General features: G+C 66.8%; 1 protein-coding gene. It reads right to left on the minus strand.

The features are described 5' to 3' along the window. The coding region (locus DC522_RS35645; protein ID WP_205769947.1) for a hypothetical protein at positions 1-385 on the minus strand (385 nt) is incomplete at both ends.

Consider the following 385-nt stretch of genomic DNA (forward strand, 5'->3'; position numbering starts at 1 on the left):
CCGGATGATCGCGCGAGCCGTCGTCGATGCCGTCGGTGACATTGTCGACGTAGTAGAGGGAGACGTTGGTCGCGAGGTTCGATGTGTTGCCGACGAGCCTGGCGTCGAGGAAGTTGTAGCTGCCGCCAAGCGGCAAGGTGTCGGTTGCTGCGATCGGCGTCGCCGCCGTTATGGTCGAGCCAACGTCAGTGCCGGCCTCGCCGTCGCCGAAAATGAAATTCAGGCTGGTCGCAGCGGACAACAGCACGCCGGTTCCCGGACCGGCGGCATTGCCTCCAGCCCCGCCGATCGATGCATTCGCGCCGGCGGCGTTGGTGTCACCGAGCCGCACGGTGCCGATGCCGCTCGCGCCGACCAGGTTGATGCCAACCGTGCCGGTGGGCGT

This window comes from Microvirga sp. KLBC 81, assembly GCF_003075415.1.
Taxonomy (GTDB): domain Bacteria; phylum Pseudomonadota; class Alphaproteobacteria; order Rhizobiales; family Beijerinckiaceae; genus Microvirga.